Here is a 20,781-nt window from a genome sequence, read left to right on the forward strand (position 1 = left end):
CCACGATGCACCCACTCTGATTCATCCGCTTGCATTTTCCGCATGCGTCCGAGGGCGCCACGCCGCCCGCCATTCCGACATGCCAATCATCAAACGACCGTCTTCTCCTTCCGACCGGAACGAACCTCACTACACGTTGCGCCGTTCGCCGTCGGGGGCCTATTACCCCGATGACGACGAGCGCGGCGACGACCGGCGCGCGCAGCGCCGCGGCGGCGGGGACGGCGCGCGCCGCTCGTTCGGCTCGCGCGTCGCGCTGTGGTTCGTCGGCCTGATCGCGACGCTCGCGATCGTCGGTGCGCTGATCGTCGGCTACGCGCTCGTCGTGATGGCGCCGCAACTGCCGTCGCTCGATGCGCTGACCAACTACCAGCCGAAGGTGCCGCTGCGCGTGTTCAGCGCCGATCACGTGCTGATCGGCGAGTTCGGCGAGGAGCGCCGCAGCCTCGTGCGCTTCCAGGACATTCCCGACGTGATGAAGAAGGCGGTGCTCGCGATCGAGGACTACCGCTTCTACGAACACGGCGGCGTGGACTTCCTCGGCATCCTGCGCGCCGGCGTGGCCGACCTGATGCACGGTGGCGCGCGCCAGGGCGCGAGCACGATCACGATGCAGGTCGCGCGCAACTTCTTCCTGTCGAGCGAGAAGACGTATACGCGCAAGATCTACGAGATGCTGCTCGCGTACAAGATCGAGAAGGCGCTGACGAAGGACCAGATCCTCGAGCTGTACATGAACCAGATCTACCTGGGCCAGCGCTCGTACGGTTTCGCGGCCGCCGCGCGCGTGTATTTCGGCAAGGACCTGAAGGACATCACGCTCGCCGAGGCGGCGATGCTCGCGGGGCTGCCGAAGGCGCCGTCCGCGTACAACCCGGTCGTCAATCCGAAGCGCGCGAAGGTGCGCCAGGAGTACATCCTGAAGCGCATGCTCGAGATCGGCTACATCACGCAGCCGCAGTACGACCAGGCGGTGAAGGAAGAGATCCGCGTGCGCACGCCGGGCAACCAGTACGCGGTGCACGGCGAATACGTCGCCGAGATGGTGCGGCAGATGATGTACCAGCAGTACAAGGACGAAACCTATACGCGCGGGCTGACCGTCACGACGACGATCAACTCGGCCGACCAGGAAGCCGCGTACCAGGCCGTGCGCCGCGGCATTCTCGATTACGAGCGCCGCCACGGCTATCGCGGGCCGGAAGGCTCGATCAACCTGCCGGCGGCCGGCGACGATCGCGACGAGGCGATCGACGACGCGCTCGCCGATCACCCGGACAACGGCGACCTGCAGTCGGCGGTGGTGCTGTCGGCGTCGCCGAACGCGGTCGAGGTGCAGTTCGTCGGCGGCGCCACGACGACGATCGGCCCGGCCGGGCTGCGCTTCGTGTCGGCCGCGCTGAGTCCGCGCGCGAACGCGACGCTGCACATCAAGCCGGGCTCGATCGTGCGCGTGCTGAAGGACGGCAAGACGGGCTGGCAGATCGTGCAGCTGCCGCAGGTCGAAGGCGCGCTCGTCGCGATCGCGCCGCAGGACGGTGCGATTCGTTCGCTCGTCGGCGGCTTCGACTTCAACAAGAGCAAGTTCAACCACGTGACGCAGGCGTGGCGCCAGCCGGGTTCGTCGTTCAAGCCGTTCATTTATTCGGCGTCGCTCGACAAGGGCCTCGGGCCGGCGACGATCATCAACGATGCGCCGCTGTACTTCCCGCCGAGCGTGCCGGGCGGCACCGCATGGGAACCGAAGGACGACGACCAGCCCGACGGCCCGATGTCGATGCGCACCGGCCTGCAGCGTTCGAAGAACCTGGTGTCGATCCGGATCCTCGCGTCGATCGGCACGCAGTACGCGCAGGAGTACGTGACGCAGCGCTTCGGCTTCGATCCGGCGAAGACGCCGCCGTACCTGCCGATGGCGCTCGGCGCCGGCCTCGTGACGCCGCTGCAGCTCGCGACCGGCTATGCGGTGTTCGCGAACGGCGGCTACAAGGTCGATCCGTACCTGATCGCCGAAGTCGACGACGCGCGCGGCCAGCCGCTGCAGAAATCGCAGCCGGTGATCGCCGGCGGCACCGCGCCGCGCACGATCGAAGGCCGCAACGCATACGTGATGAACAGCCTGCTGCACACGGTCGCGACGGCCGGCACGGGCGCGGGCACCAACGCGCTCGGCCGCAGCGACCTGCAGGGCAAGACGGGCACGACGAACGATGCGAAGGACGGCTGGTTCGCCGGCTACCAGCAGTCGCTCGTCGCGGTCGCGTGGATGGGCTTCGACCAGCCGAAGAGCCTCGGTAGCCGCGAATTCGGCGCGCAGCTCGCGTTGCCGATCTGGGTGAACTACATGCGCACCGCGCTGAACGGCGTGCCCGAGCAGCAGATGCCGATGCCGGACGGCCTGACCTCGATCGACGGCGAGCTGTACTACGCCGATCGCACGCCGGGCAACGGCTTCGTCGGCAGCGTGGACATCAACCCGGCCGCGAATGCGATCAGCGCGAACGACGCGCTCGGCTCGGCCGGCTCGGAGGGGCTCGCGCCGCCGCCCGTCACGCAGCAGGAGAAGCAGCAGATCATGGACATGTTCGAGAACAAGTAAGCGATACGCGGATGTGTCGCATGCGGCGGGCGCCTTCGGGCGCCCGTTTTCTTATGTGTCGTCGCGTTCGCGTGTCAGTCGGGAAGGACGAATCAGAACGACGCGCAGGCCGGTACGAGCGTGATGCCGACCGAGTCCTGCCGGAAGCGCTCGCGGTACGCGTGCCGGATCGCCGCGAGCCGCGCGTGCGTATCGGCGGTATCGTCGGCGACGATACGGACCACGAAACTCGCTTCGCCGATGATCCGGCCGGTGGCGCGGTCGCGCCATTGGCCGCGGGTGTCCCAGACCGTGAAACCGTCCGGAAAGCGCGGCGTGACGACGTCGGCGAGGAAGGCCGCGCGTTCCGCATCTGTGACGGGCCCGCGTCCCGCGATATCGCGCCCGAACAGCAGGTCGGCCTGCAGCATCCGGTGCATGTCCGGCTGCAGGCAGCCAACGGAAGCGTCGACGACGGGCGAGGGCGGGGCCGCGCAACCGGCAAGCAGCGCGACCGCTGCAGCGCCGATCACCTGCCGCGTACGACGTTGCCACGCCGCGGGCCATGCGTTCGGTGGCGCTATCTGCCTATTTCGCGTCCGGCGCGCTTCGCGCGCGTAAAACGCTGCGCGCTCAACCACTTGCGTGCTTGTCCGGCGGGTTATCAACAGGGCTGTCAACATAAACTGGGGATAACCCTGAGTATCGTGCGCGGGTTCAGTGCTGCAGTTTTGCGTGCGCGAGATGCATGCCGAGCGTCGCGGGATCGGTGTTCGTGCCCGACAGCAGCACGCCGACCCGCTTGCCCTGCAGCGTTTCGCGCAGCGGGCCGAGCAGCGCCGCGAGCGCCGCCGCGCACGCCGGCTCGACCGACAGCTTCAGTTGCGAGAACAGGAACAGCATCGCCGCGCGCAGCGCGTCGTCGGACACCGTGACGATGCGGTCGACGTGGCGCCGGCACAGCTGGTAGCTGTACTCCTCGGTGTGCGGCGCCATCAGCGAGTCGGCGATGGTCTGCATCGCGCTCATCTGGATCGTGTGATTCGCCGCGAAGCTGCGGCTCATCGCGTCGGCGCCTTCCGGCTCGACGCCGTACACGTGCACGCGCGGATTCGCGAGCCGCAGCGCGGTCGCCATGCCGGCCGCGAGCCCGCCGCCGCCGATCGGCACGATCACCGCGTCGAGATCGGGCGTCTGCGTCGCCCATTCGTAGCCGAGCGTCGCGGTGCCGAGAATCGTGTGATAGCCATTGAACGGATGGATGAAGAAGCGGCCTTCCTCGGCCTCGATCCGCCGCACGACGTCGAATGCCTGCGATGCGCTGCCGGCGAGCACGACTTCCGCGCGGTACTGCTTGCACTGCGCGATGCGCGCCGGGCTCGCGGTATGGAACATCACGACCTTCGCGCTGCTGCCGAGCCGCATCGCCGCATACGCGACGGCCGCCGCGTGATTGCCGGCCGACACGCACGTGACGCCGGCGTTCTTGCGCGCTTCGTCGAGGGCCAGCAGGTTCGTGAACGCACCGCGCGCCTTGAAGCTGCCGCTCACCTGCAGCAGCTCGAACTTGAAGTTGACGTGCGTGCCCTCGAGGGACGGCAGGTCGGCGCGCTCGAACACCGGCGTGCGCGCGACCCACGGCGACAACGCGAAATGCTGCGCGGCGATTTCGTCGAGCGTCGGAATCGGTTCGCCGTCGATCGTCGTATGGGCAGTACGCTGTTGGTCAGTCGACATGACGTGGCGGGTGGCAGGAGGGGGCCGGCCCGCACACGCAGGCCGGCGTGGCGGGGGCAGTCAGTGTGCGTCGACCGACATGCTGCGGATGAACTTGCGCAGGAACTGCTCGCAGGCGGCGAGCTGCGCGAGCTCCACATACTCGTTCGGCTTGTGCGCCTGTTCGATGTTGCCGGGCCCGCAGACGATGCTCGGGATGCCCGCGCGTTCGAACAGGCCGGCTTCCGTGCCGTAGGCGACCTTGCGCTTGTCCTGGTCGGCCGTCAGCGCGCGCACCAGCTGCGTGATCGCGGCCTGTTCGGTCGCGTCGAGCCCGGGCGCCGCGGCGATCTTCGAGAACTCGATCGCCGCGTTCGGATGCTCGCGAAGCATCTGCGGCAGCAGCGTTTCCCGCGCATACGCTTCGATGCGCGCGAAGATCTGCTCGGGATCGAGCGTCGGCAGGTTGCGGAACTCGAAGTCGAACCGGCATTCGGCCGGCACCGTGTTGATCGCGTTGCCGCCCTGGATGGTACTCGTCTGCGCGGTCGTGAAAGGCACGTCGTACAGTTCGTCGAACGGGCCTTCGGCGCGAAAGCGCTCGGCGATGTCGCGGATGTGGCAGATGAGGCGCGCCGCATATTCGATCGCGTTCAGGCCCTTCGGCGTCAGCGACGAGTGCGCCGCGTGGCCGCGCACGCAGCAGCGGTACGCGTTGATGCCCTTGTGCGCGATGATCGGCCGCATGCTGGTCGGCTCGCCGACGATGCAGCCGGACGGCTTCACGCCGCGCTTGACCAGATCGGCGATCAGCAGCGGGGCGCCCGCGCAGCCGATTTCCTCGTCGTAGGAGAGCGCGAAATGGATCGGCTTCGCGAGCTTCGTCGCCTGCATCTCCGGCAGCAGCGCGAGCGCCGCGCCGATGAAGCCCTTCATGTCGCACGTGCCGCGGCCGTACAGGCGGCCGTCGCGCAGCTCCGGCTCGAACGGGTTGCTGTCCCACTGCTGGCCGTCGACCGGCACGACGTCGGTGTGCCCCGACAGCACGATGCCGCCGTCGGTCGAGCCGTCGTGCGCGGGCACGGTCGCGAACAGGTTGGCCCAGCCTTCGCGCGGATCGTGCGTGAGCGTCGACTGGATGCCCTTCGCGGCGAGCGCGTCGCGCACCGTTTCGATCAGGCCGAGGTTCGGCACGCGGCTCGTCGTGTCCATCGACACCAGCTGCTTGATCCAGGGCAGGCTGACGAGCGAGGCGTCGCCTTGGGTTGCGGCGGACGGCGCCGGCGCGTCGAGAGTGGACATGGCAAAACTCCGTCTGAGGAATGGGAAAATCATACTCAAAAACGCGCCGGCCCGCCTTCGCCGGCCGCGATGCGGTGCAGCATCGCGGCCGTGCCGTCAGCGTGCCGCGCTCGTCGCATCGGCGCGCGGGGCGAGCGCGCGCAGCGTTTCCTTGATCGTCGACACGCGGATCGCGAGATCGGGCGAGCGCGTCTCGATGCGCAGCTTGTCCTGGCCCGCGAGCTTGATGTGCCGGTGCTTCTGCACCATCTCGATGATCCGCATCGGATCGATTGGCGGGTTCGGCTCGAACTGCAGCCCGATCGCGGCCTCGCTCGCGTCGATCTTGACGATGCCGAGCGGCTTCGCGGCGAGCCGCAGCCGGTGCGTCTCGACGAGCGCGTGCGCCTGCGGCGGCAGCTTGCCGAAGCGGTCGATCAGCTCTTCCTGGATGCCGTCGATCGCGTCGCCGTGCTCGCAGTTCGCGAGCCGCTTGTACAGCGACAGCCGCTCCTGCACGTCCACGCAGTAGTCGGCCGGCAGGATCGCGGGCGCGTGCAGGTTGATTTCCGTCGTCGCGGCGAGCGGGGCGGTGAGATCGGGCTCCTTGCCGTTCTTCAGCGCCTTCACGGCGTCGTTCAGCATGTCGGTATACAGCTGGAAGCCGATCTCGTGGATCTCGCCCGACTGCTTGTCGCCGAGCACCTCGCCGGTGCCGCGGATCTCGAGGTCGTGCATCGCGAGATAGAAGCCCGAACCGAGTTCCTCCATCTGCTGGATCGCCTCGAGGCGGCGCTGCGCCTGCTTGGTCAGCGACTGCGGGTCGTGGACCAGCAGGTATGCGTACGCCTGGTGGTGCGAACGGCCGACGCGGCCGCGCAGCTGGTGCAGCTGCGCGAGGCCGAACTTGTCGGCGCGGTGCATGATGATCGTGTTCGCGCTCGGCACGTCGATGCCGGTCTCGATGATCGTCGTGCACAGCAGCACGTTCGCGCGCTGCGCGACGAAATCGCGCATCACGCGTTCGAGCTCGCGCTCGTGCATCTGGCCGTGCGCGATCACGATGCGCGCTTCGGGCACGAGCTCCTCGAGCATCGCCTTGCGGTTCTCGATCGTCTCGACCTCGTTGTGCAGGAAATACACCTGGCCGCCGCGCTTCAGCTCGCGCAGCATCGCCTCGCGGATCACGCTTTCCTCCTCGCGGCGCACGAAGGTCTTGATCGCGAGCCGCTTCTGCGGCGCGGTCGCGATCACCGAGAAGTCGCGCAAGCCCTCGAGCGCCATCCCGAGCGTGCGCGGGATCGGCGTCGCGGTCAGCGTCAGCACGTCGACTTCCGCGCGCAGCGCCTTCAGCGCTTCCTTCTGGCGCACGCCGAAGCGGTGTTCCTCGTCGATGATCACGAGGCCGAGGCGCTTGAACTGCACGTCCGACGACAGCAGCTTGTGCGTGCCGATCACGATGTCGACGCTGCCTTCGTTGATCTGCGCGATCGCCGCGTTCACTTCCTTCGCGGTCTTGAAGCGCGACAGCTCGACGATGCGCACCGGCCAGTCGGCGAAGCGGTCGGCGAAGGTCTGCGTGTGCTGCTCGGCGAGCAGCGTGGTCGGCGACAGCAGCGCGACCTGCTTGCCGCCCATCGCCGCGATGAATGCGGCGCGCAGCGCGACCTCGGTCTTGCCGAAGCCGACGTCGCCGCACACGAGGCGGTCCATCGGCTTGCCGCTCGTCATGTCGCCGATCACGGCTGCGATCGCCGCGGCCTGGTCGGGCGTTTCCTCGAACCCGAAGCTTTCCGCGAACTTCACGTAGTCGCGCGGCTCGAGCGCGAACGCATGGCCTTCGCGGGCCGCGCGGCGCGCGTACAGGTTCAGCAGCTCGGCCGCCGTATCGCGGATCTGCTGCGCGGCCTTGCGCTTCGCGCGCTCCCACTGGCCCGAGCCGAGCGCGTGCAGCGGCGCGCTGTCGGGATCGGCACCGCTGTAGCGCGAGATCACGTGCAGCTGCGCGACCGGCACGTAGAGCTTGCTGTCGCCCGCGTATTCGAGATGCAGGAATTCGGTCTCGCCTTCGCCGAGATCCATCGACACGAGGCCCATGTAGCGGCCGATGCCGTGCTGCGCATGCACGACCGGATCGCCGACCTTCAGCTCCGACAGGTCGCGCACCATCGCGTCGACGTTGCTCGCCTGTTCCTGGCGGCGGCGCCCGGCGCGGCGGCCGAGCGCGCCGTACAGCTCGGTCTCGGTGACGATCGCGTAGCCTTCGCCGGGCACCGCGAAGCCGCTCGCGAGCGGCGCGACGCCGAGCGCGAAGGGCGCGTCGCTTTCGAGCCAGCCCGCGAAGTGGTCGTTCGACGCCGGACGCAGGCGATGCTCGGCGAGCAGTTGCAGGATCGTCTCGCGGCGGCCGGCCGATTCGACCGTCAGCAGCACGCGCTTGCCCGACGCTTCGACGAAGGTGCGCAGCGCGGCGAGCGGATCGTCCGCGTGGCGGTCGACGGTGAGCTCGGGCAAGGCCGTCGCCCAGCCGCCGGCCGGCTGCGCGGGCAGCACGACGCGCGCGAACGGCTTCGCGAACGCGAAGAAATCCTCGTCGGACAGGAACAGCCGCTGCGGCTCCAGGATCGGCCGCTCGCGGTCGTGCGCGAGGAACGCGTGACGCTGCTTCGTATCGGCCGTGAAACGGCGGATCGACGCTTCGAGGTCGCCGGCGAACACGAGGTGCGCATCCTGCGGCAGGTAGTGAAACAGCGTGGCCGTCTCGTCGAAGAACAGCGGCAGGTAGTACTCGATGCCGGCCGACGGCACGCCGTTGCCGATGTCCTTGTAGATCGGCGCGCGGCTCGGGTCGCCTTCGAAGGTCTCGCGCCAGCGGCTGCGGAAGGCCGTGCGCGCCGCTTCGTCGAACGGAAACTCGCGGCCGGGCAGGAGGCGCACGTCGCGCACCGGATAGAGGCTGCGCTGCGTATCGGGATCGAACGCGCGGATCGAGTCGACCTGGTCGTCGAACAGGTCGATCCGGTACGGCAGCGGCGAGCCCATCGGGTACAGGTCGATCAGCGAGCCGCGCACGCAGTATTCGCCGGGCCGCACGACCTGGCTCACGTGCTCGTAGCCGGCCAGCGTGAGCTGCGCCTTCAGCTTCGCCTCGTCGAGCCGCTCGCCCTGCGCGAACGCGAATGTGTACGCGGCCATGAACGACGCGGGCGGCATCCGGTACAGCGCGGTGGTCGCGGGCACCAGCAGGATGTCGCAGCGGCCCTCGCCGAGGTCGTGCAGCGTCGCGAGCCGCTCGGAGACGAGATCCTGGTGCGGCGAGAACGTGTCGTACGGCAGCGTTTCCCAGTCCGGTAGCAGGCGCACGCGCGCCTCCGGCGAGAAGTAGCGGAGTTCCTGCGACAGCCGCTGCGCGTCGACCGCGTTCGCGCAGATCACCGCAAGGAGCGGGACCGCGTCGCGGTTGTCGGCGAGATAGCGGGCGATGGCGAGTGCGTCGGCGGAGCCGTGCGCACCGTCGAAGGCGAACCGCTGGCCCGGCTTGACGCGGGCGACGGGCGAGGCGAACGGGGTGGAAGCGTTGTCTGGCATAGGGACGGCAGGGGTGGCGGGCACGGGCGCGACGCGGCGCGCCGGTCGAGACGAAAGACCTATTATAAAATCCGCTTCTCGATTTCATCTTTCCGGCGTTTCCCCTTCGTGACTCCCCGACTTTTCGCCCTGATTCCTTGCGCCGGCACGGGCAGCCGTTCCGGTTCGGCCGTGCCGAAGCAATACCGCACGCTGGCCGGCCGCGCGCTCCTGCATTACACGCTCGCCGCGTTCGACGCGTGCAGCGAATTCGCGCAGACGCTCGTCGTCCTCGCGCCCGACGACACGCACTTCGATGCGCGCCGCTTCGCGGGCCTGCGCTTCGCGGTGCGCCGCTGCGGCGGCGGCTCGCGGCAGGCGTCGGTGCTCAACGGGCTGCTCGAGCTGGCCGAATTCGGCGCGACCGAGCAGGACTGGGTGCTCGTGCACGACGCCGCGCGCCCCGGCATCACGCCCGAACTGATCCGCACGCTGGTCGCGACGCTGAAGGACGACCCGGTCGGCGGCATCGTCGCGCTGCCGGTGGCCGATACGCTCAAGCGCGTGCCGGCCGGCGGCGACGCGATCGCGCGCACCGAGTCGCGCGACGCGCTGTGGCAGGCGCAGACGCCGCAGATGTTCCGCATCGGCATGCTGCGCGACGCGATCCTGCGCGCGCAGCGCGAAGGCCACGACCTGACCGACGAGGCCAGCGCGATCGAATGGGCCGGCCATACGCCGCGCGTCGTGCAGGGCAGCCTGCGCAACTTCAAGGTCACGTACCCGGAAGATTTCGCGCTCGCGGAAGCGATCCTCGCGCGCCCCGCGAACGCTTCCTGACTTTCACCTCATCTCAAACCGGATTACGCATGGACTTCAGAATCGGACAAGGCTACGACGTGCACCAGCTCGTCCCGGGGCGCCCCCTCATCATCGGCGGCGTGACGATTCCGTACGAGCGCGGCCTGCTCGGCCACTCGGACGCGGACGTGCTGCTGCACGCGATCACCGACGCGCTGTTCGGCGCGGCGGCGCTCGGCGACATCGGCCGCCATTTCTCCGACACCGACGCGGCGTTCAAGGGCGCGGACAGCCGCGTGCTGCTGCGCGAATGCGTCGCCCGCGTGAAGGCGGCCGGCTTCACGATCCAGAACGTCGACAGCACGGTGATCGCGCAGGCGCCGAAGCTCGCACCGCACATCGACGGGATGCGCGCGAACCTCGCGGCCGATCTCGGCCTGCCGCTCGAGCGCGTGAACGTGAAGGCGAAGACCAACGAGAAGCTCGGCTACCTCGGCCGCGGCGAGGGCATCGAGGCGCAGGCCGCCGCGCTGCTGGTGAAGCAGGGCGCGTGAGCGCCTGACGCCGGTCCGAAGCGGCGCGCAGGTTGCGCCGCCGGAATGAAAAATGCCACGCGCTTGCGTGGCATTTTCGTTTTGCGGCGCGATCCGGCGCGCTTGACCGCCGTATCGCGCTGCCGTTCGCGTGGCTGCTTATTCGCCTTCGGCGGCGATCACCTGCGCGGCGGCGTTGATCACCGACGCGATGCGGCCGACGTCGCGCAGCTGCGTCGTCGTCATCCCTTGCTCGTTCTTCAGCAGCGCGTAGTGCGACTTCACGCAGAAGTGGCACTTGCCGACGATCGACGCGGCGAGCGCGTACATCTCGAAGCGGCGCTTGTCGACGCCGCCGTGCGACGCATACGCGCCCATCCGCAGCTCGGCGCGCTGCGTCTTCAGGTCGGCATCGTCGGCCATCTCGACATACGGATACCAGGTGTTGTTCATCCCCATCAGCGCGGCCGCCGTCAGCACGGCGTTCGTCTCTTCGGGCGACAGCACGCCGGCTTCGCGGATCGTCTTCACGAGCACGGTGCTCTTCGCCGCGACCGCCGCCGCCAGCGCGACGCCGACTGCATCGGTGCCTTCGAGCGACGAGCGCGAGATCGTGCCGTCGAGGTTCAGGCGAATGTCCTTCGCGTAGTCGGGGATACGTGCCTTAATCGAATCGATGAATTCCATTGATATCTCCTATGGGTTGGCCGTTAAAAAAGCCCGCAGGCAGGACGTGCGCCGCGGGCTTCGTGCATCGATGCGCTTACAGCGTTGCGCCGCCGACTGCACGGTTGCACGGGCACAGTTCGTCCGTTTGCAGGCCGTCCAGAATGCGCAGGACTTCTTCCGGGCTACGGCCGACGTTCAGGTTGTTCACCGAAACGTGCTGGATCGTGTTGTCCGGATCGACGATGAACGTTGCACGCAGGGCCACGCCGGCTTCCTTGTCGCGCACGCCGAGCTGGTCGATCAGCTCGCCCTTGACGTCGCCGAACGAGTAGTGGTTCAGCTTGTCGAGGTCCTTGTGCTCACGGCGCCATGCGAGCTTCACGAATTCGTTGTCCGAGCTGCCGCCGAGCAGGACGGCGTCGCGCTCTTCGAACTGCTTCGTCAGCTTCGCGAACTCGACGATTTCCGTCGGGCACACGAACGTGAAATCCTTCGGATAGAAGTAGATGATCTTCCACTTGCCCGGGAACGACGCTTCGGTGACGGTCTCGAACGCCGACTGGCCGTTTTCCTCGTGATTGTTGAAGCCCGGCTTCGCGGCTACGACGGTGAATGCTTCGAGTTTATCGCCCACGGTTTTCATGCGGATACTCCTGTGTGAGTTGGGAAGAAGACTGAGTCAAGCTACCTCGGTGCTGCAACGTTGATGTGACAGCATGGGCACGACTATAACACTATTAATAAGTAGCTTCAATAGTTTTTGACTAACGATTCCCATAGTTTTTTTCAACCGCGCCGATAGTGTGACGCGCAAGAAGCGTGCGCGAATGCGTCACGCCGTCGCACGCGCCTTGCCGGCGCCGGGGAATTCGAGCGTGACTTCGAGGCCCGCTTCGGGGCTGCGGTTGCGCAGGCGCAGCGCGCCGCGATAGCGGCCGACGAGGCGCAGCACGATCGCCATGCCGAGCCCCGTGCCGTCCGCCTTGGTGCGCGCCGTGTCGACGCGGTAGAACGGCCGCATCACGAGCGGCAGCTGGTCCTCGGGGATGCCCGGGCCCTCGTCGCTCACCGACAGCTCGACACGCGCGTGCGTCACGCGCGTCTCGAGCGTGATGCGCGATACGCCGTCGTCGCGGCTCTGGCCGTATTTGCGCGCGTTCTCGACGAGGTTGCCGATCACGCGTCGCATGTCGGTCTCGTCGGCTTCGATCACGGCGGTCGGCGCGAGCCGCGTGCGGATCTCGACGCCGTCCTCGCCCGACACGCGCGCGGCGACTTCGTGCGCGATCGACGACAGGTCGACCGGCTCCGGCTTGCGCTGGGTCGGACGCGCGTAGTCGATGAAGGCCGCGATGATGCGGTCCATCTGCTCGATGTCGTCGACCATCGCGTCCTTGGTCGCCTGGTCGGACGGGCTCATCTCGGTCTCGAGCCGCAGCCGCGCGAGCGGCGTGCGCAGGTCGTGCGAGATGCCCGCGAGCATCAGCGCGCGATCGGCCTCGAGCTGTTCGAGGTCGCGCACCATCTGGTTGAAGCTGCGGTTGGTGTCGGCCGCGACGCCCATCCCGCGCTCGGGCAGCAGCTCGGGCGTCTGGCCCGAGCCGATCTGCCGCGCGGCGAGCGCGAGCCGCGAGAACGGCCGGTTCACGAGGCTCGTGATGAACGCCGAGCCGAACAGCGACAGCGCGAGCGCGAACAGGCCCCAGCCGGCCCACTGCAGGCCCGTGACGCTGTCGAGCTGGTCGCGGTCGAGCGCGACCCAGTAATCGTCGTCGTCGATCTTGAAGCTGATCCAGACGCCCGGGATGTCGTTGACCGACTGCGCGATCACGGTATCGTCGCCGAGCCGGCTGCGGATGTCGTGTTCGATCAGGCGGTTCAGCGATTCGTCGGGCTGCAGCTTGAACTTGTCGGTCTTTTCGCGCGGGTACACGCGCACGCCCTCGTTGCTCTCGAGATCCTGCAGCAGCGCGCGCCGCAAATCGGGATCGGAATAGAGCAGGGCGGTGCGCGTGAGCTTCACGATCGCGACGAGCTGGAGCGCGACGCGCTGCGCGCGCGGCTCGCGCTCGATCACGCGAAAGCTCTGGAACCACGCGGCGAGACTGACCGAGATCAGCAGCGCGATCAGCAGGAAGGTGCGCCAGAACAGCCCGCCGAACGCGAGCTGCAGGAGGCGCCGGTCGATACGCATGGGACGGGCCGTGGACGGGCGAAACCGGAAAGAGAAAAGATCAGGCGGCGCCGTCCGGAATGAACACGTAGCCGAGGCCCCAGACGGTCTGGATGAAACGCGGGCTGCCCGGATCCGGTTCGATCAGCTTGCGCAGACGCGAGATCTGCACGTCGAGGCTGCGGTCGAACACTTCGTATTCACGGCCGCGCGCGAGCTCCATCAGCTTTTCGCGCGACAGCGGCTGGCGCGGATGGCGCGCGAACACCTTCAGCACCGAGAATTCGCCGGTCGTCAGCGGAATTTCCTGGCCCGACTTCGTCAGCGTGCGCGTCGCGAGGTTCAGCGAGAACTCGCCGAACTCGAACACCTCGGTGGTTTCCGACGGCGCGCCCGGCAGTTCGGCCGGCGCCTGGCGGCGCAGCACCGCGTGAATGCGCGCGACGAGTTCGCGCGGGTTGAACGGCTTCGGCAGGTAGTCGTCGGCGCCCATCTCGAGGCCGACGATGCGGTCGACGTCTTCGCCCTTCGCGGTGAGCATGATGATCGGCGTGCGGTCGTTGCTGCCGCGCAGGCGGCGGCAGATCGACAGGCCGTCTTCACCCGGCAGCATCAGGTCGAGCACCAGCAGGTCGAAGCGCTCGCGCACCCAGAGCTTGTTCATCGCGGTCGCGTTCTCCGCGACGTACACGTTGAAACCCTGCTCGCCGAGATAGCGGCGCAGCAGATCGCGCAGGCGCGGGTCGTCGTCGACGACGAGAATCTTGGAGGGGTTTTTCGTTTCCATGAGCGGCATCTTATCGCGAATGGGAAATCACGCACGGTCGCGTATTTTCGCGCGTTACAGTCCGTTACAAAATTTACCCGTAGTGTCGCGCGGAGTAAAGGCAGGCTATAGAGATTCCTTTACTCGAAGCTGAAATTCGGTAGATACTCCCCTGCACTCCATCTTTCATCTTTGTACACCCGAATTCCGCAGGGTTTTTCAAGTACCAGAGGTAACCGGTTGCCGCGTGACGAAGGGAACAAATCGACCAAAGAAGCGAGGACGGTCATGCGATCTGCCCGGATTGCACTGATGCTGACGATCGCACTTGCCGGTCCATATGCGTCGAACTTCGCGTATGCGCAGCGCCCCGAGCAGGGCGCCTCGTCGCGCAAGCTGCCGCGCGGCAAAGCGCCGCAGCCCGACCGCGCCGCCGACATGGCGGTCCGTTCCGCCGTGCCTCCCGATCTCGATCAGCACCGTCGCGACGGACACATGACGCCCGAGGAGCGCCACCTGCTGCGCCAGCACATCGAGGACGCCGTTCGCGAGCTGTACAAGCGCTGACACGCACGCGCGTTCGCACGGCGCGGAAAGATTCCGTAGCAATTTTTCGGTCAACTTTCGGATGCGTGCCGCCGTTGAACCCGCATCCGCACCGCCGGTGCGCTCCGGGAGTCCACGACGATGAAAGCGAACGCTGCCGCCCCGGCGCCGTCGTCTGCCATGCAGTCGCCGCTCGATGCCGACGACGCACTGTTTTTCCTCAGCCGCACCGGTTTCTCTCCCGCGCCCGCCGACGTCGCGCGCGTCGTCGGCATGACGCGCGCGCAGGTCGTGGCCGACACGCTCGGCAGCGTGCGGCGCGAGCCCGTGACGACGTGGCCCGACTGGATCGCCGAGCTGCCGCCGACGCGCGCGCAGCGTCAGGCGCTGACGCCCGACATGCGCCGCGACGAGCAACGCGAGCGCAATGTCCGCTACGATGCGCTGCGCGCCGCGTGGGTCAACGAGATGATCGTCACGCCGTCGCCGCTCACCGAGCGCATGACGCTGTTCTGGCACGGGCACTTCACGTCCGGGCAGGACAAGGTCCCGTATCCGCAGACGATGGCCGCGCAGAATGCATTGTTTCGGCGCGAGGCGCTCGGCAACTTCGGCACGCTGCTGCATGCGATCGCGAAGGATCCGGCTATGCTCCAGTATCTCGACGGCGCGAGTAACCGCAAGGGCCGCCCGAACGAGAATTTCGCGCGCGAGGTAATGGAGCTGTTCACGCTCGGCGAAGGGCATTACTCGCAGCGCGACGTGACCGAAGCCGCGCGCGCGATGACCGGCTGGAGCGTCGATCCCGATACGCTGCGCTTCGTGGTGCGGCCCGAATGGCAGGGCGCGGGCGACAAGACGATCCTCGGCGAGACCGGTGCGTTCGACGGCGACGGGTTTCTCGACATCCTGTTGAAGCGGCCCGAGACGGCAAGCTTCATCGCCGGCAAGCTGTGGCGCGAATTCGTGTCCGATACGCCCGACGCCGGCGCGCTCGATGTCGTGGCCGAGCGGTTTCGCGCCAGCGGCTACGACATACGCGCGGCGCTCGCCGCGCTCTGGTCGACCGACGCATTCTGGGATCCGCGCAATCGCGGCGTGCTCGTGAAGTCGCCGGCCGAGTTCGTCGTCGGGTCGGTGCGGCTGTTCGACGTCGCGTACGGCGATCCGCAGATGCTCGCGAACACCGTGCGCACGCTCGGGCAGAACCTGTTCTATCCGCCGAACGTGAAGGGCTGGCCGGGCGGCGCGATGTGGATCAACAGCACCACGCTGCTGGCGCGCAAGCAGTTCGTCGAGCAGTTGTTCCGCGCGACCGAGACGGCCGGCATGCGCTCGCCCGCGCACGCGATGGCGCCGCCGTCGCCGAATGCGCGGGCGCAAGCGATACCGGTTGCGGACGCCGCGTCGGTTGCCGGCATGCGCGGCGCGCCGGTCAAACCCGCGCGCGGCGGCCTGCGATTCGACCTCGAACGCTGGCTCGCGCAGTATCGTGCGCGGCCGCAGGCGATTGCGGGATTGTCGACCGAGCTCCAGCTGCAGCACGCGGTGCTGCCGGTGTCGCCGGTCGCGGCGATCGATACGGACTCGACCGGCAGCGTGTATCTCGAGGCGCTGCTGATGGATCCGGCCTATCAACTGAAATGACTGAAACGACCGAAACGACGACGAACAGGCACGCTGCCGCGGTGGCCATACCGCACGGCGAGCCGAAGGATGCACGATGAACCGACGTGATTTTCTGACGCTGACGGGCGCCGCGGCCGCGGCGGGCGTGTCGTTGTGGCAGCCGCCCGCGCAGGCGGCATCGATGGTCGCGGCCGGGCGCCAGCCGGCGGCCGGTTATGCGAACGTGCTGATCCTCGTCGAGCTGAAGGGCGGCAACGACGGCCTCAACACGGTGGTGCCGTATGCGGATCCGCTCTACTACCAGTTCCGCCGCAGCATCGGCATCAAGCGCGACCAGGTGCTGCAGCTCGACGCGCAGACGGGGCTGCACCCGTCGCTCGCGCCGTTGATGCCGCTGTGGCGCGACGGACAGGTCGCGATCGTGCAGGGCGTCGGTTATCCGCAGCCGAACCTGTCGCATTTCCGCTCGATCGAGATCTGGGACACCGCGTCGCGCTCGGACCAGTACCTGCACGAAGGCTGGCTCACGCGCACGTTCGCGCAGGCGCCGGTGCCGCCCGGCTTCGCGGCAGACGGCGTCGTGCTCGGCAGTGCGGAAATGGGACCGCTCGCGAACGGCGCGCGCGCGATCGCGCTCGTCAATCCCGCGCAGTTCATCCGCGCGGCGCGGTTGGCCGAACCGTCGTCGCTGCGCGAACGGAACCCGGCGCTCGCGCACATCATCGAGGTCGAGAACGACATCGTGAAGGCGGCCGACCGGCTGCGCCCGCGCGGCGGGATGCGCGAGTTCAGGACGGCCTTTCCGGCCGGTACGTTCGGGACCTCGGTGAAGACCGCGATGCAGGTGCTCGCGGCATGCGAGGCGTCGGGGCCTGGCGCGCAGGACGGCGTCGCGGTGCTGCGGCTCACGCTCAACGGTTTCGATACGCACCAGAACCAGCCGGGGCAGCAGGCGGCGCTGCTCAGGCAGTTCGCGGAAGGGATGAGTGCGATGCGCGGCGCGCTGGTCGAGCTCGGGCGCTGGAACCAGACGCTCGTGATGACGTATGCGGAATTCGGGCGGCGCGTGCGCGAGAACCAGAGCAACGGCACCGATCACGGTACCGCCGCGCCGCATTTCGTGATGGGCGGCCGCGTGGCCGGCGGGCTGTACGGCGCGGCGCCGGCACTCGGGCATCTCGACGGCAACGGCAACCTGCCGGTCGCGGTCGATTTCCGCCAGCTCTATGCGACCGTGCTCGGGCCGTGGTGGGGGCTCGATGCGACGCACGTGCTGCAGCAGCGCTTCGAGACGCTGCCGCTGCTGAAGGTGTGAGGCGGTCGTGCGTGACGGGGCGGATCAGCGGCGGCGTGCGGCGCGCCACGCGATCCACAGCTTGCGGATCGGCGTCAGCGCGATACGCTGGTGCAGCACCTGGTAGCCGTCGCGCTCGATTTCGTCGAGCAGCGCGCCGGCCAGTGCGATCTGCGCACGCAGCGTGCGTTGCGCGCGGCGTGCGGACGCGGGGATCGCCGCGTCGGCGGCGGCGAGCGCTTCGCGCGCGCGGGCCGTCTGAAACTGCAGCAGCTCGCTGAAGGCCGGGCTGTAGCGGCGATTCAGCAGGTCGGCGGCGGTCACGTTGTAGCGTTGCAGTTCGTCGATCGGCAGATAGATGCGGCCGTGGCGCGCATCGTTGCCGAGTTCCTGCACGAATTGCGCGAGCATCAGCGCGTGGCCGGCCTGCGCGGCCCACGGTTGCGGTTCGGCCGGATTCGCGGCGCTTGCGCGCGCGACCAGCGACGCGAAGGTGCCGCCGACCTGCGCGATGTAGCGCTGCAGGTTTGCGAAATCCAGATAACGCGCCTGTTCCAGATCCATCCCGTAACCGTTGACGAGCGTGCGCAGCGCGTCGGTTTCTGCGCCGATCGCCGGGTGGTGCTGCGCGAGCGCCTTCGTGACCGGGTGCGACGGTTCGCCGGCGGCGAGCGCCGCGAGTTCCTTGTGCCACCACGCGAGTTTCGTGTGTCCGACGGTCGGATCGCTGGTTTCCTTGACGGTTTCCTCGAGTTCGCGGCGCAGCGCGAACAGGGCCGTCAGGCGCGGTGCGGCGGCGAGCGGCGCCTGGCGCAGCGCGTAGTAGACGCTGGAGCCCGCGGGGGCGGCCTTTTGCTGACAGTAGTCGTCGAAGTTCACGGGTGGGGTCGTGGCGGAGGCGGGTTCGGGGGACGCGTGCCGGCGCGTGGCCGGCACGTCGAGCGCGGCATTCTAGCACCGCTGTCCGACGGGCGCCGGCGGGGCGAGACAATGCTGCGCGGATCGGGTAGAATCTCGCGCTCGCCTGATCGGGCGTGCCGGTTTTCGGGTTTTCGGGCCGGCATGACGCCCGGGCGCGTGGAGCACGCTTCTTGCGTGCCGCGCGGTCAGGCGACAGGAATGCGCGTGAGTGGCGAAATTGGTAGACGCACCAGGTTTAGGTCCTGACGCCCGCAAGGGTGTGCCGGTTCGAGTCCGGCCTCACGCACCACGAAGTCGAACGGGCTCCGCCCAGGACCGTTCCAACAAAGCGCTGCCGGTCGGCTGACCGGCAGCGCTTTTTTGTTGATGACGATTTTCGCCGATACACGGCTCCTGTCCAGCGCACGGAAATTCGGGTCGCGTAGCGCGTATCATCTCTTCATTACAGTTCCTGTACGCAGCGTTCCCTGCCAAGGACCGTCCATGAAGAAGAACATCACACACATCGATTGCCGTACTCACGCTCGCGCTGGCCGTACCGGCATCTGCCACGACGGCCGCCGACAACGTCGCGTGGAGCGCCAGGCCCGTGCAGACCGGCGCAGCCTCCCCGGAGTGTTCGGCCTATTCGGGCCGGCTGATTTCGAGCGGGGTGTCGCTGTCGGGCGAAACCGTCCTGAAATCGGTCGGCACGGCGCTGCTCGGTTCCGCGCTGGGTTTCGCCAGCGGATATCAGGGCGCGGTTCCCAACCCGTGTCGGCACGCGGGCTTGTGAGCGGCCGGGAGCGAACCGCCAATATTGCTACCGCATTTGATGAAAAGCGCCGCGCGTCCACCGACCGCGGCGCTTTGTCGTTCGGCGCGCGCCTAGTCCCAGAAACTCCGCACCGCGACCGCCACGATCACCGGCACCGAAAACACCAGCGGAATCGCGAAATACTGCGCTTCGCGATCGACGATCCAGCTATAGATCAACCACGCCACGCCGATCGCGAACGTGACGAGGCCGACCAGCACCGCGGCGATATTCAGGGCGAGCTTCGAAGGCTGGCGGCGCGCTTTGTCGTTGGTGTCGGGTTCGCGCGGAGACGATTTCATCTGAAGAGGGGCCCGGGCCCGGCAGGTGTAAAAGCACAGGAAACCCCATCCGCACCGATCGCGCAAGGGCCGGCCCCATCTCGTTGGTGAGCGCGCGTTACAACCCGAACGACACGGCCAGTTCGTCGAGCAGCTCGCGCTGGAACGTGACGAACCGCTCGCCTGGCTGCTGCGCGATCGCGAGGTCGAGCATCGGATCGGCGACCTCGGTGCGGATACCGGCCAGTTCCTCGACGATCGCGAGTCCGCAGAACGGCACGTAAGCCTCCGAATAGCCGCCTTCGTGCACGATCACGAGCCGTCCGCCGCAGTGGCGCCGTGCCGCCTCCTTCACCGCCCGCGTCATGTACCGGTAACTGTCGGTATGCAACTGCATGCGCGCGAGCGGGTCGACCGCGCTGGCATCGAGACCGCTCGCGACGACGATCAGCTCCGGCCGGAACCGTTCCAGCGCCGGCAGCACGATCCGCTCGAACGCATGGCGATACGCGTCGTCGCCGCTGCCCGCGAGCAGCGGCACGTTCAGGTTCGCGCCGACGCCCGCGCCTTCGCCGCGCTCGTCGCCGCCGCTGTAGCCGGGCGGAAAGCAGCGGTCCTGGTGCAGCGAGATCGTCAGCGTGTCCGGATCGTCGTAGTAGATCGACTGCGTGCCGTTGCCGTGATGCACGTCCCAGTCGATCACCGCGACGCGCTCGATCGCATGCTTCGCGCGCGCGGCCTCGATCGCGATCGGGATGTTCGCGAGCAGGCAGAAGCCCATCGGGCGATCGCGCAGGCAGTGATGGCCGGGCGGGCGCGACAGCGAGAACGCGTTGGCCGCATGCCCGCCGACGACTGTGTCGACTGCCGCGATCGCGAGGCCGGCGGACAGCGCGGCGATCTCGTAGCTCCCTTTGCCGAACGGCGCGAGATCGCCGAGGTCGCCGCCGTTCGCATCGCTGAGCGCGCGGAACGCGTCGAGATAGCTCGCCGGATGAATCCGCAGCAGATCGCCGGTGGTGGCCGGCGCGGCACCGCGCAGGTCGAGGTGAGCGGCAAGGCCCGACGCCTGCACGAGCGACAGGAAGCGCCGCTTCGAATCGGGCGATTCCGCGTAGCCGGCGCTCGATGGCGGCTGGACCCAGCCGCCGACCGGGAAGAACAGCGCGTGCGTGCCGCCGGTGTGCCAGAACGTGCGTTCGTCGGTGAAGAAGGCAGTGCGATTCATGG

General features: G+C 68.0%; 18 protein-coding genes and 1 tRNA gene. 8 read left to right on the forward strand and 11 right to left on the reverse strand.

Annotated elements, in window-relative coordinates; genetic code table 11:
- Nucleotides 1-79 precede the first annotated feature (79 nt).
- On the forward strand, nt 80-2,599 hold the full coding sequence (locus tag U4012_RS19535; protein ID WP_124486218.1) for a penicillin-binding protein 1A: 2,520 nt from the start codon (nt 80-82) through the stop codon (nt 2,597-2,599).
- A gap of 92 nt (nt 2,600-2,691) precedes the next feature.
- Here U4012_RS19535 and U4012_RS19540 read toward each other — a convergent pair whose 3' ends face one another.
- The 4 genes from U4012_RS19540 to mfd form a co-directional block, all read right to left on the reverse strand.
- The gene (locus tag U4012_RS19540; RefSeq protein WP_321801040.1) at nt 2,692-3,219 is read right to left on the reverse strand and encodes a DUF3574 domain-containing protein; all 528 of its coding nucleotides are present in this window, start codon (nt 3,217-3,219) and stop codon (nt 2,692-2,694) included.
- 76 nt (nt 3,220-3,295) lie between these two features.
- Nucleotides 3,296-4,315, reverse strand: a complete 1,020-nt coding sequence (locus U4012_RS19545) for a threonine/serine dehydratase (RefSeq protein WP_044843727.1) — start codon at nt 4,313-4,315, stop codon at nt 3,296-3,298.
- A gap of 60 nt (nt 4,316-4,375) precedes the next feature.
- Nucleotides 4,376-5,596: an acetylornithine deacetylase gene (gene argE, locus U4012_RS19550; protein ID WP_257771503.1), complete on the reverse strand. Its 1,221-nt coding sequence runs from the start codon at nt 5,594-5,596 to the stop codon at nt 4,376-4,378.
- Nucleotides 5,597-5,692: 96 nt separating this feature from the next.
- Complete coding sequence (mfd, locus tag U4012_RS19555; protein WP_321800848.1) at nt 5,693-9,163, reverse strand: transcription-repair coupling factor; 3,471 nt, start codon at nt 9,161-9,163, stop codon at nt 5,693-5,695.
- 108 nt (nt 9,164-9,271) lie between these two features.
- Here mfd and ispD point away from each other — a divergent pair, with 108 nt between their 5' ends.
- Both ispD and ispF read left to right on the forward strand, forming a co-directional pair.
- The gene (ispD, locus tag U4012_RS19560) at nt 9,272-9,982 is read left to right on the forward strand and encodes a 2-C-methyl-D-erythritol 4-phosphate cytidylyltransferase (RefSeq protein WP_044843724.1); all 711 of its coding nucleotides are present in this window, start codon (nt 9,272-9,274) and stop codon (nt 9,980-9,982) included.
- A 29-nt stretch (nt 9,983-10,011) separates the two neighbouring features.
- Complete coding sequence (gene ispF, locus U4012_RS19565) at nt 10,012-10,497, forward strand: 2-C-methyl-D-erythritol 2,4-cyclodiphosphate synthase (RefSeq protein ID WP_044843723.1); 486 nt, start codon at nt 10,012-10,014, stop codon at nt 10,495-10,497.
- Nucleotides 10,498-10,635: 138 nt separating this feature from the next.
- Here the strand turns inward: ispF and U4012_RS19570 are convergent, their stop codons facing one another.
- The 4 genes from U4012_RS19570 to ompR all read right to left on the reverse strand — a co-directional run bounded on the left by U4012_RS19570 (nt 10,636) and on the right by ompR (nt 14,114).
- A complete protein-coding gene (locus tag U4012_RS19570; protein WP_044843722.1) occupies nt 10,636-11,163 on the reverse strand; it encodes a carboxymuconolactone decarboxylase family protein in 528 nt (175 codons plus the stop codon).
- Between the two features lie 76 nt (nt 11,164-11,239).
- On the reverse strand, nt 11,240-11,788 hold the full coding sequence (locus U4012_RS19575; RefSeq protein WP_006478563.1) for a peroxiredoxin: 549 nt from the start codon (nt 11,786-11,788) through the stop codon (nt 11,240-11,242).
- A gap of 189 nt (nt 11,789-11,977) precedes the next feature.
- On the reverse strand, nt 11,978-13,339 hold the full coding sequence (locus U4012_RS19580; RefSeq protein WP_044843721.1) for an ATP-binding protein: 1,362 nt from the start codon (nt 13,337-13,339) through the stop codon (nt 11,978-11,980).
- A gap of 40 nt (nt 13,340-13,379) precedes the next feature.
- The gene (gene ompR, locus U4012_RS19585) at nt 13,380-14,114 is read right to left on the reverse strand and encodes a two-component system response regulator OmpR (protein WP_004192636.1); all 735 of its coding nucleotides are present in this window, start codon (nt 14,112-14,114) and stop codon (nt 13,380-13,382) included.
- Between the two features lie 258 nt (nt 14,115-14,372).
- On the opposite strand from ompR, the gene U4012_RS19590 reads away from it, so the two are divergent.
- The 3 genes from U4012_RS19590 to U4012_RS19600 all read left to right on the forward strand — a co-directional run bounded on the left by U4012_RS19590 (nt 14,373) and on the right by U4012_RS19600 (nt 17,574).
- Entirely contained in the window at nt 14,373-14,651 is a 279-nt protein-coding gene (locus U4012_RS19590) for a hypothetical protein (RefSeq protein WP_124666474.1), read from the forward strand.
- 120 nt (nt 14,652-14,771) lie between these two features.
- The gene (locus tag U4012_RS19595; protein ID WP_321800852.1) at nt 14,772-16,277 is read left to right on the forward strand and encodes a DUF1800 domain-containing protein; all 1,506 of its coding nucleotides are present in this window, start codon (nt 14,772-14,774) and stop codon (nt 16,275-16,277) included.
- Between the two features lie 76 nt (nt 16,278-16,353).
- Nucleotides 16,354-17,574, forward strand: a complete 1,221-nt coding sequence (locus tag U4012_RS19600) for a DUF1501 domain-containing protein (RefSeq protein ID WP_321800853.1) — start codon at nt 16,354-16,356, stop codon at nt 17,572-17,574.
- A gap of 24 nt (nt 17,575-17,598) precedes the next feature.
- Here the strand turns inward: U4012_RS19600 and hpnD are convergent, their stop codons facing one another.
- On the reverse strand, nt 17,599-18,432 hold the full coding sequence (hpnD, locus tag U4012_RS19605; RefSeq protein ID WP_321800854.1) for a presqualene diphosphate synthase HpnD: 834 nt from the start codon (nt 18,430-18,432) through the stop codon (nt 17,599-17,601).
- Between the two features lie 244 nt (nt 18,433-18,676).
- Here hpnD and U4012_RS19610 point away from each other — a divergent pair.
- Nucleotides 18,677-18,763: transfer RNA gene (locus U4012_RS19610), tRNA-Leu, on the forward strand.
- Between the two features lie 300 nt (nt 18,764-19,063).
- Nucleotides 19,064-19,249: a hypothetical protein gene (locus U4012_RS19615; protein WP_321800855.1), complete on the forward strand. Its 186-nt coding sequence runs from the start codon at nt 19,064-19,066 to the stop codon at nt 19,247-19,249.
- A 92-nt stretch (nt 19,250-19,341) separates the two neighbouring features.
- Here U4012_RS19615 and U4012_RS19620 read toward each other — a convergent pair whose 3' ends face one another.
- Nucleotides 19,342-19,572, reverse strand: coding sequence for a hypothetical protein (locus tag U4012_RS19620; RefSeq protein WP_044843684.1), 231 nt, complete (start codon nt 19,570-19,572; stop codon nt 19,342-19,344).
- Nucleotides 19,573-19,669: 97 nt separating this feature from the next.
- Complete coding sequence (locus U4012_RS19625; protein WP_124570169.1) at nt 19,670-20,779, reverse strand: class II histone deacetylase; 1,110 nt, start codon at nt 20,777-20,779, stop codon at nt 19,670-19,672.
- Between the last annotated feature and the right edge of the window lie 2 nt (nt 20,780-20,781).

The sequence above is a fragment of the Burkholderia sp. BCC1988 genome (assembly GCF_905339895.1).
Lineage (GTDB): Bacteria > Pseudomonadota > Gammaproteobacteria > Burkholderiales > Burkholderiaceae > Burkholderia.